The sequence below is a fragment of the Cupriavidus sp. H19C3 genome (assembly GCF_049393815.1).
Taxonomy (GTDB): Bacteria; Pseudomonadota; Gammaproteobacteria; order Burkholderiales; family Burkholderiaceae; genus Cupriavidus.
In genome coordinates, this window is sequence record NZ_CP184985.1 from 3,878,353 (window position 1) to 3,893,872 (window position 15,520).

The 15,520-nt window shown below is 67.0% G+C and carries 14 protein-coding genes; 10 read left to right on the plus strand and 4 right to left on the minus strand.

What is annotated here, in order from left to right:
• The first annotated feature begins 131 nt into the window (after positions 1-131).
• Positions 132-1,529, plus strand: a complete 1,398-nt coding sequence (gene xseA / locus DFLDMN_RS17935; RefSeq protein ID WP_423196214.1) for an exodeoxyribonuclease VII large subunit — start codon at positions 132-134, stop codon at positions 1,527-1,529.
• A gap of 116 nt (positions 1,530-1,645) precedes the next feature.
• Entirely contained in the window at positions 1,646-2,224 is a 579-nt protein-coding gene (gene sodB, locus DFLDMN_RS17940) for a superoxide dismutase [Fe] (protein WP_423196215.1), read from the plus strand.
• A 235-nt stretch (positions 2,225-2,459) separates the two neighbouring features.
• Here the strand turns inward: sodB and DFLDMN_RS17945 are convergent, their stop codons facing one another.
• Positions 2,460-3,167: an SDR family NAD(P)-dependent oxidoreductase gene (locus tag DFLDMN_RS17945; RefSeq protein WP_423196216.1), complete on the minus strand. Its 708-nt coding sequence runs from the start codon at positions 3,165-3,167 to the stop codon at positions 2,460-2,462.
• Positions 3,168-3,422: 255 nt separating this feature from the next.
• Here DFLDMN_RS17945 and DFLDMN_RS17950 point away from each other — a divergent pair, with 255 nt between their 5' ends.
• Both DFLDMN_RS17950 and ppk2 read left to right on the plus strand, forming a co-directional pair.
• Positions 3,423-4,577, plus strand: coding sequence for a transporter (locus tag DFLDMN_RS17950; RefSeq protein WP_423196217.1), 1,155 nt, complete (start codon positions 3,423-3,425; stop codon positions 4,575-4,577).
• A gap of 93 nt (positions 4,578-4,670) precedes the next feature.
• Positions 4,671-5,609 (plus strand): polyphosphate kinase 2, encoded by a 939-nt coding sequence (gene ppk2, locus DFLDMN_RS17955; protein WP_423196218.1) that lies wholly within the window; start codon positions 4,671-4,673, stop codon positions 5,607-5,609.
• 38 nt (positions 5,610-5,647) lie between these two features.
• Here ppk2 and DFLDMN_RS17960 read toward each other — a convergent pair whose 3' ends face one another.
• Entirely contained in the window at positions 5,648-6,736 is a 1,089-nt protein-coding gene (locus DFLDMN_RS17960; protein WP_423196219.1) for a substrate-binding domain-containing protein, read from the minus strand.
• A 191-nt stretch (positions 6,737-6,927) separates the two neighbouring features.
• Here DFLDMN_RS17960 and DFLDMN_RS17965 point away from each other — a divergent pair, with 191 nt between their 5' ends.
• Genes DFLDMN_RS17965 through DFLDMN_RS17985 form a run of 5 tightly spaced genes read left to right on the plus strand, consistent with a single transcriptional unit; the run spans position 6,928 to position 13,182 of the window.
• The gene (locus DFLDMN_RS17965; RefSeq protein ID WP_423196220.1) at positions 6,928-7,518 is read left to right on the plus strand and encodes a formate dehydrogenase subunit gamma; all 591 of its coding nucleotides are present in this window, start codon (positions 6,928-6,930) and stop codon (positions 7,516-7,518) included.
• Complete coding sequence (locus DFLDMN_RS17970; RefSeq protein WP_423196221.1) at positions 7,515-9,071, plus strand: formate dehydrogenase beta subunit; 1,557 nt, start codon at positions 7,515-7,517, stop codon at positions 9,069-9,071. The genes DFLDMN_RS17965 and DFLDMN_RS17970 overlap by 4 nt, the downstream gene beginning before the upstream one ends.
• Positions 9,072-9,123: 52 nt before the next feature.
• On the plus strand, positions 9,124-12,006 hold the full coding sequence (gene fdhF, locus DFLDMN_RS17975; protein ID WP_423196222.1) for a formate dehydrogenase subunit alpha: 2,883 nt from the start codon (positions 9,124-9,126) through the stop codon (positions 12,004-12,006).
• A gap of 28 nt (positions 12,007-12,034) precedes the next feature.
• Entirely contained in the window at positions 12,035-12,898 is an 864-nt protein-coding gene (gene fdhD / locus DFLDMN_RS17980) for a formate dehydrogenase accessory sulfurtransferase FdhD (protein ID WP_423196223.1), read from the plus strand.
• A gap of 11 nt (positions 12,899-12,909) precedes the next feature.
• Positions 12,910-13,182: a formate dehydrogenase subunit delta gene (locus DFLDMN_RS17985; protein WP_423196224.1), complete on the plus strand. Its 273-nt coding sequence runs from the start codon at positions 12,910-12,912 to the stop codon at positions 13,180-13,182.
• A gap of 1 nt (position 13,183) precedes the next feature.
• On the opposite strand, the gene DFLDMN_RS17990 is transcribed toward DFLDMN_RS17985, so the two are convergent.
• Positions 13,184-13,654, minus strand: a complete 471-nt coding sequence (locus DFLDMN_RS17990; RefSeq protein ID WP_423196225.1) for an MgtC/SapB family protein — start codon at positions 13,652-13,654, stop codon at positions 13,184-13,186.
• Between the two features lie 99 nt (positions 13,655-13,753).
• Complete coding sequence (locus DFLDMN_RS17995) at positions 13,754-14,449, minus strand: transglycosylase domain-containing protein (RefSeq protein ID WP_423196226.1); 696 nt, start codon at positions 14,447-14,449, stop codon at positions 13,754-13,756.
• A gap of 230 nt (positions 14,450-14,679) precedes the next feature.
• Between DFLDMN_RS17995 and DFLDMN_RS18000 the strand changes: the two genes are divergently transcribed.
• Positions 14,680-15,420 carry a tyrosine-protein phosphatase gene (locus DFLDMN_RS18000; RefSeq protein WP_423196227.1) on the plus strand — a complete coding sequence of 247 codons (741 nt, stop codon included), beginning with the start codon at positions 14,680-14,682 and terminating at the stop codon, positions 15,418-15,420.
• Positions 15,421-15,520 lie beyond the last annotated feature (100 nt).

The window sequence follows — 15,520 nt, forward strand, 5'->3', positions numbered from 1 at the left end:
CAAAAGAATCAAGGGCTTGAACGATACCAGGCGGGTTTCGGCGTCAAACGGGTGCATGGGCGTCTACCTCTTGACAGAGCAGTTATGCTGTGGACATGTCCACTTCACGCCGCCCGGACGGGCCGTGCACCATGCCAGACTTCCCGAACGTTTCGCGCACGACGCCGTCCAACGCGCCCTCGGGCGCGCCGCCCGCGGGCCGCGACGTGATTCCGGTCAGCGAGCTGAATCACGCCATCTCGTCGTTGCTCGAGCGCAGTTTTCCGCTTGCCTGGGTGCGAGGCGAGATCTCCAACTTCACGCGGGCCGCCAGCGGACACTGGTACTTCTCGCTCAAGGATGCGCGCGCGCAGATCCGCTGCGTGATGTTTCGCGGACGCAACCAGCACGTCGACTTTGCGCCGCGCGAGGGCGAAGCCGTGGAAGTGCGCGCGCTCGTGTCCATGTACGAGGCTCGCGGCGAATTGCAGCTCGGCGTGGAGGCGATGCGCCGCGCCGGCCTTGGCAATCTCTACGAGGCGTTCCTGCGCCTGAAGGAAAAACTTGCACAGGCGGGGCTTTTCGCCAGCGAACGGAAACGCCAGATTCCCACGCATCCGCGCACCATCGGCGTGGTCACGTCGCTGCAGGCGGCAGCGCTGCGCGACGTGCTGACGACGCTGCGCCGGCGCGCGCCGCACGTGTCCGTGATCGTCTATCCGGTTCCCGTGCAGGGGGCGGGCGCCGCCGACCGCATCGCGGCGATGCTCGATCTCGCCAATGCGCGGGCCGAATGCGACGTGCTGATCCTGTGCCGCGGCGGGGGCAGCATCGAGGACCTGTGGTCGTTCAACGAGGAGGTGGTGGCCCACGCCATCGCGCGCAGCGCGCTGCCGGTGGTGTCCGGCGTGGGCCATGAAACCGATTTCACCATTGCCGATTTCGTCGCCGACGTGCGCGCGCCCACCCCCACCGGCGCGGCCGAACTAGTCAGCCCGGATCGCGCGCATCTGCTGCAGCTGGCGCGGCGCGCGCAGGACGCGTTGCGGCAATGCATGGACCGTCAGCTAGAGCGTCGCGGCCAGCATCTGGACTGGCTTGCACGCCGGCTGCGCAGTCCGCAGGCGCAACTGCAGGAGCGCCGCGCGCGCGTCGACAATCTGGCCCGACACTTGCGTGCCGCGTTACGCGATACGGTGACCGTGCAGCGGCATCGGCAACAGGTGCTGGCGATGCGCTGGCGGGCGTGCGTACCCCAGGTGGGGCGCGCGCGTACCGATCTCGGCCGGCTGTCGGCCCGGCTGGCCACGGCCGCCACCCGGCAGCACGAGCGGGCCGGCCAGCGGCTGGCGCGGGCGGCCGGCGCGCTCGAACTGCTGGCGCCGCAACGCACGCTGGAGCGCGGCTATGCGGTGCTGCTGGACCAGCGGGGCCATGCCTTGCGTTCGCCGCAGGAGTTGCGCGCGGGCAGCATCGTCGAGGCCCATCTGGCGCAGGGCGTGGCCGATATCGAAATCGCCGGCGTGCAGGCCAAGCTCGGGGAATTCTGAGACGGCCAGCGCAAACTAACATGAGTCCAGGGGGCTTTGCGCCCGCGTTTGCGCGGGTCTGGCAAGTCACCTACAATCGGCAACTCCCCACCTAAACAACCCGCAGAGACAGAACAATGGAACACGCACTCCCCCCGCTTCCGTACGCGCATGACGCCCTCGCTCCGCATATCTCCAAGGAGACGCTGGAGTTCCATCATGACAAGCATCACCAGACCTACGTCACGAACCTGAACAACCTGATCAAGGGCACCGAGTTCGAGAACGAGTCGCTGGAGAACATCGTCAAGAAGTCGTCGGGCGGCATTTTCAACAACGCCGCCCAGGTGTGGAACCACACCTTCTACTGGGAATCGATGAAGCCGAACGGCGGCGGCCAGCCGACCGGTGCCCTGGCTGACGCCATCAACGCCAAGTGGGGCTCGTTCGACAAGTTCAAGGAAGAATTCACGAAGGTCGCGGTGGGCACCTTCGGTTCGGGCTGGGCCTGGCTGGTCAAGAAGGCCGACGGTTCGCTCGACCTGGTGTCGACCTCGAACGCCGCCACCCCGCTGACCACCGACGCCAAGGCACTGCTGACCTGCGACGTGTGGGAACACGCCTACTACATCGACTACCGCAACGCCCGTCCGAAGTACGTCGAGGCGTTCTGGAACGTCGTGAACTGGGACTTCGCGAGCAAGAACTTCGCCTGATCGCGCGCGTATCCGCAGTATCCGCCAAGGAAAAACCCCGGCACCCAGGTGCCGGGGTTTTTCTTTGCGCGTCACGCCGCCTGGCCGGCACGCATGATGCCCGCCCTGGCCGCCTGGTGGTCGGGCCTGGTGGTCGAGCCTGGTGGTCGGCCCACCGATGGTCGCCCACCGATGGTCGGCCCTGATGGTCCTGATGGTCCTGATGATCGGCTTGGCGGGTGGCTGCGTGGCTGGCTTAGTGGCCCGCGCTCTGGCCGCCGTCCACGTGCAGGATCTCGCCGGTGACGAACGGTGCGTTCTCCAGGAACAGCACGGCGTCGGCGATGTCCTTCATCTCGCCCATGTGGCCCACCGGATGCAACCCGCCCAGTGCCTCGTGGGTTTCCGGCGCGTGCATTGGCGACTTGATGATGCCGGGCGAGACCGCGTTGACGCGGATGCCGGTCTTTGCATACTCGATCGCGAGCGACTTGGTGGCCGCGTTGATGCCGCCCTTGGTCAGCGACGCCAGCACCGACGGCACGCCCTGGATGGCATGGTCGACCAGGCTCGTGGTAATGCTCACCACGTGGCCGCTGCGCTGCTTTTCCATCTGCGCGATGGCGCGCTGGGTGATATGGAAGAAGCCCGAGGTGTTGGTGCCCGTGACCGCGGCATAGTCTTCGGCGGTGTAGCTGGTGAAGGGCTTGGCGACGAAAATGCCCGCGTTGTTGACCAGCGAATCGATGCGGCCAAAGCGCTCCAGCGCGGCGGCAACCACTTTTTCGGCGGTGGCCGCATCGGCGATGTCGCCGGGGATGGTCACGATATCGGGATCGGTCGACGACTGGATGCTGCGCGAGGTGGCCACCACGCGATAGCCCTGGGCGCGATAGGCCTTGACGAGTTCGGCGCCGATACCTTGCGACGCGCCAGTCACGATCACAACTTTTTGCGAGGACATTTCACTTTCTCCTGATCGGGTGATTCGGTTTGTTCGCCGGAATTGGCAGAACCGATGGACTCCAATCTAGGGAAAGGGCGTGCGATGTTGAAGGCACCGTCCGCACTAACACTTGTGCGCGGCGGTAACAAGTGCCGGAGGACGGGGCGCAAGCCCGTACCGCCCACGCCGCCCACGCCGCCCACGCCATCGGCGGCGACCGTCATCGGGCCGTGATAACGTCACGCGCAACATCATCTTGTTCGTGGGGGCTTCATGCAATCCGCCATCGTCGACGCCGGCTATGGTTCCGACCCCGTCGGGCTGGTCTGCGGATACGTATTCGAACCGGGACAGCCGGCGCGGGAAATCGACTCGAATGCCGCCGTGGGGTGGCTGCGCGCGCAGGACGCCGCGGCGCGGCAGGCGCCCGCGCCGGGCGAGGCAGACCGGCGGGGCGAGAGCGGGGAGAGGCACGGCCACGACCATCAGGGCAATCAGGACAGTGAGGCCAAGGTGGCCCGCACGGACCGAGCCGACGGCCATGTCCGACCTTTCCTGTGGCTCCATTTCAATCTGTCTCACCGCGCCTGCGAGCGCTGGATGAAGCAGCAGCTCGGCCTCGCCGACGACTTCTTCGAAGCGCTGAAGCAGGGCTCGCACTCGACCCGCATCGAGCGCCAGGACGACGCGCTGCTGGCCGTGGTCAACGATGTGATCTACAACTTCGGCGTGGCCTCGACCGATATCTCGACCATGTGGGCCAGTGCCGACCATCGCCTGCTGGTGACCGCGCGGGCCCGGCCGCTGCGCTCGGTGGACAAGTTGCGCAACGCGGTGCGCCGGGGCGAAGCGTTCCGCTCGCCGCTCGACCTCGTGGTGCACCTGCTGCGCGACCAGGCCGATGTGCTGGTGCAGATCGTGCGTGAGACCGGTGTCAATGTCGACCAGATCGAGGACCAGTTGCTGTCGCAGCGCCTGCAGACCAACCGCGCCGACCTCGGCGCCATGCGCCGCGGGCTGGTGCGGCTGCAGCGCCTGCTGGCGCCGGAGCCGGGCGCGTTGTTCCGCCTGCTGAACCGGCCGCCGGCGTGGCTGCAGGAAGGCGACCTGCGCGAGTTGCGCGAGTCGACCGAAGAGTTTTCGCTGGTGCTGAACGACCTTGCCGCGCTGGTGGAACGCATCAAGCTGCTGCAGGAAGAGATCGCCGCCAAGCTGAACGAGCAGACCAACCGCACGCTGTTCACGCTGACGCTGGTGACGGTGCTGGCCTTGCCGATCAATATCGTGGCTGGCTTCTTCGGCATGAACGTGGGCGGCATTCCGCTGGCCGACCATCCGCACGGTTTCTGGCTGCTGGTGGCGGTGGTGGCGAGCTTTACCGCGCTGGCGGGCCGATGGGCCTTTCGCAAGCAGCAGCTGGGCGGATAGGATGGGGTGGCCAACGTTGTTTCACGGAATTGCCATGCGGCGGGCGTAGGCTGTCTGGCCTCGACTGCCTGGTCAGGCACACGGAGGAAAGCCATGAACTACAACGACGAAGCACTGATCCGGCGCATTCACCGCGAGGTGGCGGACTATTACGACGAAGAACTCGAGCTCGAACTCGAGGATCGCGATCCCAGCCTGGTGCAGAGCATCCTGGCGGGCACGGGTGGCGATTCGGGCGTTGCCGCCGACGACGCGGAGCGCGCCGAGCGCCAGATGTACTTCCGCGAGCTGTTCCGCCTGCAGGGGGAGCTGGTCAAGCTGCAGAGCTGGGTAGTCGCCACCGGCCACAAGGTCGTGATCCTGTTCGAGGGCCGCGATGCCGCCGGCAAGGGTGGCGTGATCAAGCGCATCACCCAGCGCCTCAACCCGCGCGTATGCCGCGTGGCGGCGCTGCCGGCCCCCAACGATCGCGAGCGCACGCAGTGGTATTTCCAGCGCTATGTCTCGCACCTGCCGGCCGCCGGCGAGATCGTGCTGTTCGACCGCAGCTGGTACAACCGCGCGGGCGTGGAGCACGTAATGGGGTTCTGCAGCGACGACCAGTACGAGGAATTCTTCCGCTCGGTGCCCGAGTTCGAACGCATGCTGGTGCGCTCGGGCATCCAGCTCATCAAGTACTGGTTCTCGATCTCCGACGACGAGCAGCACATGCGCTTCCTGAGCCGGATCCACGATCCGCTCAAGCAGTGGAAGCTGAGCCCGATGGATCTGGAATCGCGCCGCCGCTGGGAAGACTACACGCGCGCGAAGGAAGTCATGCTGGAACGCACCCATATCGCCGAAGCCCCGTGGTGGGTGGTCCAGGCCGTCGACAAGAAGCGTGCGCGCCTGAACTGCATCCACCACCTCCTCCAGCAGATGCCCTACGTGGAGCCGGCCCAGCCGAGCATCGTGCTGCCGGAACGCGAACGCCACGCCGACTACGTGCGCCAGCCGGTGCCATCGAACATGATCGTGCCGGAGATCTATTAAGACCGCACGGCGGGTTCACTCGCGGGCGGGCCGGTCTCCTACAGTGCCCGCGGAAAGGCCTGCTCCATGGTCTGTACCACCCCCGTGAACTCGCCGTCGTACCCCGGCAGCGCATCCACGCGCTCGCGGAACGATTTGCTCTTGAGCGCGGAGACGGCGCCGGCCAGGGCCGGGCTTTGCAGCATCTTTTCCTCGATGGCGAAGAAGTAGCGCTCCTTCAGGACCGGGACGAATTCGAGGCCGAAGCGGCGCGCGGCGGTTTCCACGCCGAAGCCGACGTCGGCCATGCCGCTGCCGATATAGGCTGCCACCGCGGCATGCGTGAATTCGCCATTGCTGTAGCCGTCGATATGGTTGGGATCGATGTTGCGCCGCGCCAGCATCAGGTCGAGCAGCAGACGGGTGCCGGACCCCACCTGGCGATTGACGAAGCGCACGTCCGTGCGCACCAGATCTTCCAGGGACTGCACGCCCAGCGGGTTGCCGGGGCGGACGAAGAGCCCCTGGGTGCGGACCGCGAGGTGGATCAGGCAATGGGTATCGGGGCGCAGCCACGTCATGATGCGACGCAGCATATCCTGCTCGAGCTCGCCCATCGGCACGTGAAAGCCGGCAATGTCGCAGGCGCCTTCCGCGAGCGCGGCCACCGCTTCGAGGCTGCCGCAGTACTTGAGGTCGTGGCGCACCTTGTGCTCGTCGAGAAACTCGCGCAGCGCCGCCACGGCGAACCCGTGGCTGGCATGGAGCCGGACCGCGGGGTCGGATTCCGCCATCAGTTTCTTCAGTTCGATCTCGAGTTCCGACGCCAGGCTGTCGAGCGTGGGCGACAGGCGTGCGGCAATACGCTTGCTGGCCCACACCAGCTGCTGCGCCAGCGGCGTCAGCGTCGACCCGCGGCCACGGGTCTTGGCGATCAGCGCGCCGCCAAACAGCGTCTCGGCGTCGCGCAGGATGCCCCAGGCGTAGCGGTATGACAACGCCACGGCTTCGGCGGATTGCGCGATGTTGCCGGTGGCTTCGATATGGCTCAGCAGGGCCACGAGACGGGACACATCCAGCGTGGGCGCGGGTGTCGCGGCCGCATCGTCGCGGATCTGCAGATGGGGGAGGATCGATATGCGTAGCATATGCGGAAAATAGCATATTGATGGCCGCAAAACACGGGCCTATAGTCGCACAAACGAGACGGAAAGCCTGAAAAGCTGTCTCGTAATATGAAAAAAAGAGCCTATATCGCGCCGCCTGGGCGGTGCGTCGGGCCGGTAGGAGACACCCCCACCGGCGCCGGGCTTCGACGACACAAGAGCACGGAGACGCCATGCCAGAGAACGTCATCCCCACAAGCAGCACCGGTGCGACCACCGGCACCCCGGGCAGCGGCACCGTCGCGACTGTCACCATCGAGGCCGCGCGGCAACTCGTGTCGATCGCGCAGACCGTGAACGCGCGCCGCGATCTGCCTGGCGCGTTGCTGCCGATCCTTCATGACCTGCAGGACAAGCACGGTTTCATTCCGCCCGAATCGGTGCCCGTCATCGCGCAGGCATTGAACCTGTCGCGCGCCGAGGTGCATGGGGTCATCACCTTCTATCACCACTTCCGCGAGAAGCCGGCTGGCCGGCATGTGGTGCAGGTCTGCCGCGCCGAGGCATGCCAGTCGGTGGGCGCCGATGCGCTCGTCGACCATGCCAGGCGCGTGCTCGGCTGCGATTTCCACGAGACCACCGCCGACGGCAACTTTACGCTGGAGCCGGTGTTCTGCCTGGGCCAGTGCGCATGCGGTCCGGCCGTGATGATCGATGACCAGTTGCACGGTCTGGTCGATGCGAAGCGCTTCACGCGCCTGATCGAATCCCTGCGCGAATCGATGCGCGCCGAACCTGCCAGCCACGCGGAGGCCCACGCATGAGCATCACCGTTTTTGTTCCGCGCGATTCCACCGCGCTGGCGCTCGGCGCCGAGGACGTGGTTCGCGCGCTGGAGCGCGAGGCTGCCGCGCGCGGTGCCGATCTGCGTATCGTGCGCAACGGTTCGCGCGGCATGTTCTGGCTCGAGCCGCTGGTCGAGGTGAAGACCGACGCCGGCCGCATCGGTTATGGCCCGGTGACGGCCGACGACGTGCCGGCGCTGTTCGATGCCGGCTTCCTGCAGGGCGGCCAGCATGCGCTGTCGCTCGGCGTGGTCGACGAGATCCCGTTCCTGAAGCAGCAGGAGCGCCTGACCTTTGCGCGCGTGGGCATTACCGATCCGCTCTCGCTGGAGGACTACATCGCGCATGAAGGCTTTGCCGGCCTCACGCGCGCGCTGGCGATGGCGCCGGAGAAGATTGTCCAGGAAGTCACCGACTCGGGCCTGCGCGGCCGTGGCGGCGCGGCGTTCCCGACCGGCATCAAGTGGAAGACCGTGCTCGGCGCGCAAGCGGCCGTCAAGTACATCGTCTGCAACGCCGACGAAGGCGACTCCGGTACGTTCTCCGACCGCATGGTGATGGAGGACGATCCGTTCATGCTGATCGAAGGCATGACGATCGCCGGCCTCGCCGTGGGCGCGGAGCAGGGCTACATCTATACGCGTTCCGAATACCCGCACGCGATTGCCGCCACCGAGGAAGCGATCCGCATCGCCACCGCGGCGGGCTGGCTCGGCGACAACATCCGCGGCAGCGGCCGCCGCTTCCATCTGGAAGTGCGCAAGGGCGCCGGCGCCTATGTGTGCGGAGAAGAAACCGCGCTGCTGGAAAGCCTGGAAGGCCGCCGTGGCGTGGTGCGCGCCAAGCCGCCGCTGCCGGCGCTGGAAGGCCTGTTCGGCCAGCCCACCGTGATCAACAACGTGATCTCGCTGGCCACGGTACCGATCATCCTGGCCCGCGGCGCCGCGTTCTACAAGGACTATGGCATGGGCCGCTCGCGCGGCACGCTGCCGTTCCAGCTGGCCGGCAATATCAGGCAGGGCGGCCTGGTGGAAAAGGCGTTCGGGGTGACGCTGCGCGAGTTGCTGTACGACTACGGCGGCGGTACGCGCAGCGGCCGCACGGTGCGCGCGGTGCAGGTCGGCGGCCCGCTCGGCGCCTATCTGCCGGAGTCGCGCTTCGATACCCCGCTCGACTACGAAGCCTATGCGGCATTCGGCGCGGTGGTGGGACACGGCGGCATCGTGGTGTTCGACGAGACCGTCGACATGGCAAAGCAGGCGCGCTACGCGATGGAGTTCTGTGCCATCGAGTCGTGCGGCAAGTGCACGCCGTGCCGGATCGGCTCCACGCGCGGCGTCGAGGTCATGGATCGCATCATGGCGGGCGACCAGCCCGTCAAGCACGTGGCGCTGGTGCGCGACCTGTGCGACACCATGCTGTATGGCTCGCTCTGCGCGATGGGTGGCATGACGCCGTATCCGGTGCTGTCCGCCCTCAATGAATTCCCCGAAGACTTCGGCCTGGCGCCGAAGCCGGCCCGCGCCGCCTGACCCGCGCGTCGCAGAGCACCATCCCACAAAACAGAAGACCGGGAGACATCCCTTGAACGCTCGAAACGAACTCGACTACGGTACTCCGGCCAGCGAATCGGAGACGCAGGTTACGCTGGAAATCGACGGCGTCGCCGTTACCGTGCCGGCCGGCACCTCGGTCATGCGCGCCTCGGTGGAAGCCGGCATCAGCGTGCCCAAGCTGTGCGCCACCGACTCGCTGAAGTCGTTCGGCTCGTGCCGGCTCTGTCTCGTGGAGATCGAGGGCCGCCGCGGCTATCCGGCCTCGTGCACCACCCCCGTGGAAGCGGGCATGAAGGTGCGCACGCAGAGCGACAAGCTCGGCGACCTGCGCCGCGGCGTGATGGAGCTCTATATCTCCGACCACCCGCTCGACTGCCTCACCTGCCCCACCAACGGCAACTGCGAACTGCAGGACATGGCCGGCGCGGTGGGTCTGCGCGAAGTGCGCTACAGCGATGGCCATACCGGCACGCCGGCAATCGCCACGCACACGCACATGGCCAAGGACGAATCGAATCCGTACTTCACGTACGACCCGTCCAAGTGCATCGTCTGCAATCGCTGCGTGCGCGCGTGCGAGGAAACCCAGGGCACGTTCGCGCTGACCATCAGCGGCCGCGGCTTCGACTCGCGCGTGGCGGCCGGCACCAGCCAGCCGTTCATGGAGTCGGACTGCGTGTCGTGCGGCGCCTGCGTGCAGGCCTGCCCGACCGCCACGCTGACCGAGAAGACGGTGATCCAGCTGGGCCAGCCGTCGCACGATACGGTCACCACCTGCGCATACTGCGGTGTGGGCTGCTCGTTCAAGGCCGAGATGAAGGGCAACGAGGTCGTGCGCATGGTGCCGTACAAGGACGGCCAGGCCAACGAGGGCCACGCCTGCGTGAAGGGCCGCTTTGCCTGGGGCTACGCCACGCACAAGGACCGCATTCTCAAGCCGATGATTCGCGCGAAGATCACCGATCCGTGGCGCGAAGTGTCGTGGGAAGAAGCGATCGGCTATGCGGCTGCGGAATTCAAGCGGATCCAGGGCAAGTACGGCCGCGATTCGATCGGCGGCATCGTCTCGTCGCGCTGCACCAACGAGGAAGACTACCTCGTGCAGAAGCTGGTGCGCGCCGCCTTCGGCAACAACAACGTCGACACCTGCGCCCGCGTGTGCCACTCGCCGACCGGCTACGGCCTCAAGTCGACGCTGGGCGAATCGGCCGGTACGCAGACCTTCCGCTCGGTGGCCAAGGCCGACGTCATCATGGTGATCGGCGCCAACCCGACCGACGGCCACCCGGTGTTTGCGTCGCGCATGAAGCGCCGCCTGCGCGCGGGCGCCAAGCTGATCGTGATCGATCCGCGCCGCATCGACCTGGTCGACTCGCCGCATATCCGCGCCGACTACCACCTGCAGCTGCGCCCCGGCACCAACGTGGCCGTGGTGACCGCGCTTGCGCACGTGATCGTGACCGAGGGCCTGCTCGACGAGAAGTTCATTGCCGAGCGCTGCGAGGATGTGCCGTTCCAGCAATGGCGCGACTTCGTTGCGCTGCCCGAGAACTCGCCTGAAGCGCTGGAAGCCGAGACCGGCGTGCCGGCCGACCAGATGCGCGGTGCCGCGCGCCTGTATGCCACCGGCGGCAACGCGGCCATCTACTATGGCCTGGGCGTGACCGAGCATGCGCAGGGTTCCACCACCGTGATGGGCATCGCCAACCTCGCCATGGCCACCGGCAACATCGGTCGCGAAGGCGTGGGCGTGAACCCGCTGCGTGGGCAGAACAACGTGCAGGGTTCGTGCGACATGGGTTCGTTCCCGCACGAGCTGCCAGGCTACCGCCACGTGTCGGACTCGACCGTGCGGGGCGAGTTCGAGGCCGCCTGGGGCGTCAACATCAATCCCGAGCCGGGTCTGCGCATTCCCAACATGTTCGATGCCGCCGTGGGTGGCAGCTTCATGGGCCTGTATTGCCAGGGCGAGGACATCGTGCAGTCGGACCCGAACACCCAGCACGTGGCGCAAGCGCTGTCGTCGATGGAATGCATCGTGGTGCAGGACATCTTCCTCAACGAAACCGCCAAGTACGCGCACGTGTTCCTGCCGGGCGCCACGTTCCTGGAGAAGGACGGCACGTTCACCAACGCCGAACGCCGGATTTCGCGCGTGCGCAAGGTGATGCCGCCCAAGGCCGGCTACGGCGACTGGGAAGCGACCATGATGCTGTCGAACGCGCTCGGCTATCCGATGCACTACAACCATCCGTCCGAGATCATGGACGAGATCGCGCGGCTGACGCCGACCTTCGCGGGTGTGAGCTACGCGAAGCTCGACAAGCTGGGCAGCATCCAGTGGCCGTGCAACGACGCCGCGCCGACCGGCACGCCGATCATGCACATCGACGAGTTCGTGCGCGGCAAGGGCAAGTTCATCATCACCAAGTACGTGGCGACGACCGAGAAGGTCAACCGCAAGTACCCGCTGATCCTGACCACGGGCCGTATCCTGTCGCAATACAACGTGGGCGCGCAGACCCGGCGCACGCACAACTCGGAGTGGCACGCCGAGGACCGCCTGGAGATCCATGCGCACGATGCCGAGGAGCGTGGCATCAAGACCGGCGACTGGGTCGGGGTGCAGAGCCGTGCGGGCGAGACCGTGCTGCGCGCGATCGTGAGCGATCGCATGCAGCCGGGGGTGGTGTACACCACGTTCCACTTCCCCGAGTCGGGCGCCAACGTGATCACCACCGACAACTCGGACTGGGCCACCAACTGCCCCGAGTACAAGGTGACGGCGGTGCAGGTCATGCCGGTGGCGCAGCCGTCGACATGGCAGCGCAACTACCAGGACTTCAGCGACCGCCAGATGGAACTGTTGCGCGCGGCCAGCGCGCCGGCCGCGCCGGCTTCGGCCGAGTAGTCCCGGCGCTCCGCACGATGGCCCGGCCATGAAACGCTGCATGCTGCCGCAGGAGACCGCGCCCGACGGGGACGAAGGGGGCGGTCTGCCCGCCACGCACAGCACGTTCGCGGTCCATCGCTGGCGCGACGGCCGGCCGGCGATCGTGCCCGACGAAATCGCGGAAGAAGTCCCGGTCGCGCTCGAGTACAACGGCATCTCGCATGCGGTGATGCTGGCCACGCCGGCGGACCTGGAAGACTTTGCGCTCGGCTTCAGCCTGACCGAGGGCATCGTCGCCGGCCGCCGCGATGTCTACGACATCGAGTGCGAACGCCGCGAGAACGGCGTGGCGGTCAAGCTGGAGATCGCCGCCGAGGCCTTCGTGCGGCTCAAGGAACGACGCCGTGCGCTGGCCGGCCGCACCGGCTGCGGGCTGTGCGGCACCGAGTCGCTCGACGAGGTCATGCGCATGCCGGCCGCGGTGGCCAGCGAGGCCGCCTTCGACCTGCATACCGTGCAGGACGCGTTTCACCGGCTGCAGGAGCGCCAGGCGCTGTTGCGCGATACCGGTGCCACGCACGCCGCCGCCTGGCTGCGCGCCGATGGCACGGTGACACTGGTGCGCGAGGATGTGGGCCGGCACAATGCGCTCGACAAGCTGGTGGGCGCATTGGCGCGTGGCGATGCCGGCCAGGAAGAGATTGCGCGCGGCGCCGTCATCGTGACGAGCCGCGCGAGTTATGAAATGGTGCTCAAGACCGCGACCATCGGCGCCGGCGTGCTGGCTGCCGTCTCGGGCCCCACCGCGCTGGCGGTGCGGCTGGCCGAGGCCGCCGGCGTCACGCTGGCCGGCTTTGTCCGCGACAGCGGTCTCGTGGTCTACGCACACCCCCAACGATTGCACGCCTGAGAGTGCCTGCCATGCATATTGAAAACCTGATCAAGATGGCGAACCAGATCGGCAGCTTCTTCGAAGCGATGCCCAACCGCGAGGAAGCCGTGGCCGATATCGCCAGCCATATCAAACGCTTCTGGGAACCCCGCATGCGTCGCGAACTGCTGGCGCATGTGGATGCGACCGACGGCGGCGTGGGCCTGGACCCGATCGTGCGCGAAGCCATCGCGACCCATCGCGCCAGGCTGGAGCCGGCGCCGGTGGCCGCTCCCGCGGCGGCGCCGACGGCGGCGGCCTGAGCTACTTCTTCAGCCAGTAGAGCACCTGGAGGATCAGCAGGCCGAACAGCGTGGCCACCAGAGCCGTCGATTCGCGGCCGAGCCCGCACGCCACGCCGATGGCCGCCACGGTCCAGATGCTGGCTGCGGTGGTCAGGCCGCGGATATCTGCCTCGCTGTCGAGCTTGATGATGGCGCCGGCGCCGATAAAGCCGATGCCGGCGGTCAGTCCCTGCAGGACCCGGCTCATATCCCCCAGCGCCACGCCGGCCTGCAAGGGGACCAGCACGAACAGCGCCGAGCCGAGCGCGACCATCATGTGGGTGCGCAGGCCCGCGGCCTTGCCGGCCCACTCGCGCTCCATGCCGATCAGCCCGCCCAGCACCACGGCCATGGTCAGCCGCACCAGAATGCGGGTCAGCTCGCCGACATTGGGTACGTCGGCAAACTCCTGGCGCAGCGTGCCGTAGATCTCACCCCACACACCTTCCATGATGTCCTCCTGCCCTGGCGGTACCCGGGTCACCGCGTTGCAAGACGCTAGCACGCGAGCGGGCGGCGCGCAGTCGGACGTCCGCTGACAGGGTCGCGCTCAGCGCAGCCGCAGCGGCTCCAGCAACGCGCTGTCGTACTGCGGCCGTGTGATGCGGCCGAGTTCCAGCATGCGCAGCAGGATATAGGCCTGGCGCTGGCGCGCGCGGCGCGGATTGACCACGGGATTGTTGGCCGAAGGCGCCTTGGGCAGGCCGGCGAGCATCGCGCACTCGGCCAGTGTGAGTTCGCCCACGGGCTTGCCGAAGTAGGTCTCGGCCGCTTCGCCAAAACCGTACGCACCTTCGCCGAGATAGATCTTGTTGAGATACAGCTCGAGGATCTCGTCCTTGCCGAGCGCGCTCTCGATGCGATAGGCCAGCAGGGCCTCGTACAGCTTGCGCGTATAGGTCTTCTTGCGCGACAGGAAGAAGTTGCGCGCCACCTGCATGGTGATGGTGGACGCGCCTTGCGACAGGTCGTCCGACAGGTTGGCGATGCCGGCGCGCAGTACACCCACATAGTCGACGCCGTCATGCAGGTAGAAGCGGTCGTCCTCGATCGCCACCACCGCCTCAGGCAGCGCGGCGGGGAACTGGCGCAGCGGCACATAACCAGGCGAGGCGCGGAACGCGGTGAGCGCATCGAGCGACGGAAGCTGGCGGTCGGCGACGATGACCGCGAAGGCAATGAGCAGCGCGCCACCGACGATGGCGAGCAGCGCGAGCTTGACGAAGGCGGACCAGAGGCGTTGCATGGGCGATATTGTGCCATTGCCGCGCGATGGTTCCTGCATGGCGCCTGCGGGCGCCTGCCACCGGGCGCGCGCGATCTGAAAGATTTGCCGCGGATGTTGCATGTTTTTGCGCTGTACCCGGGACGCAACGCCCGCGCACGCGGTTGGAGCGGACCGCCGCCGCGCGCGATAATGGCGGGTGATCCTGCGCACGATGCCCCATACCCGCGTACTCCATACCCGACAAGCCGATGAGACCCTGCCTGCCGCTCGACACCATCTGCAATGCCCGCGACCTCGGCGGCCTGGTCGGCGCCAACGGCCGCCAGGTGCGGCACGGCCGGCTGTACCGCAGCGCCAACCCCGCGCTGGCCAGCGTGGCGGACCTCGATCGCCTGCATGCGCTCGGGCTCGATATCGTGGTGGACTTCCGCGCGGCCGACGAAAAATCGGCGCAGGAACGCGCGTTTGCCGAACGCTTCCGCTGGATCCCGGTGCCGGTGCTGGAAGGCAATATGGCGATGGACACGGTGTTGCAACACCTGCGCGACAAGTCGCCCGCGCACGTGGAGGCGTTCCTGCTGAACGTCTATCGTGAGTTTCCGCTGCGCTACGCCGATGCCTTCGGCGACTTCCTGCGCCATGCGGAACAGGGGGCGACGCTGCTTTACCACTGTACCGCGGGCAAGGACCGCACCGGGTTTGCCTCGTTGCTGCTGCTGTCCGCGCTTGGCGTGGCGCAGGACGATATCCTGGCCAACTATCTCGAATCGAACCACTGGAACCGCGCTTTCAACGAGGCTCTGCTGACGCGCGCCGCGCACGCTGGGGTGCGGGCGGAAGTCATGATGCCGCTGCTCGAAGTCCGTGCCGACTACCTGGCGGCGTCGCTCGATACCATCGAGCGTATGCACGGCAGCGTGGCGCGCTATGTCGGCGACGCGCTCGGAGTCGATGTGTCGCGCTTGCGCGCGCATTACCTGGAGGCCTGACCGCCGCGGGCGAACCTGGCCCAGCCTGAGCCGACCTTGCCCACGTGGCCGCGTCGCCCATATGACCCACATCGCCCACATGGCCCGGCCCGGCGCAACC